1 pseudogene is annotated in these 232 nt (G+C 38.4%); it reads right to left on the reverse strand.

Annotated features, from left to right (window positions below):
- Window positions 1-35 precede the first annotated feature (35 nt).
- A pseudogene (locus V6255_RS18315) lies at window positions 36-232 on the reverse strand (S49 family peptidase); the annotation flags it as partial.

Genomic DNA, 232 nt, shown 5'->3' on the forward strand with positions numbered 1-232 from the left:
TATTTTAACTAGAGATCTAAAAAACAGTGAGCTGATTACCTCAGTTCCATTGCTGTATCTGAGCGATTCAATAAGCTTGAAACACGTTCACCAATTGATAAGCCTAGGCTTTCAGTAAAGCTTTCTAATGGAGATGGTTTAATTGAATAATCAACAATTTCTTCAGCTTGAATACCGTCTCTTGCTACGTATCCGGGGCTACCTAGACCCTCAATCAAACCAAGTGCTAAAG

It is taken from the genome of Psychromonas arctica (genome assembly GCF_038155225.1).
Lineage (GTDB): Bacteria > Pseudomonadota > Gammaproteobacteria > Enterobacterales > Psychromonadaceae > Psychromonas > Psychromonas arctica_B.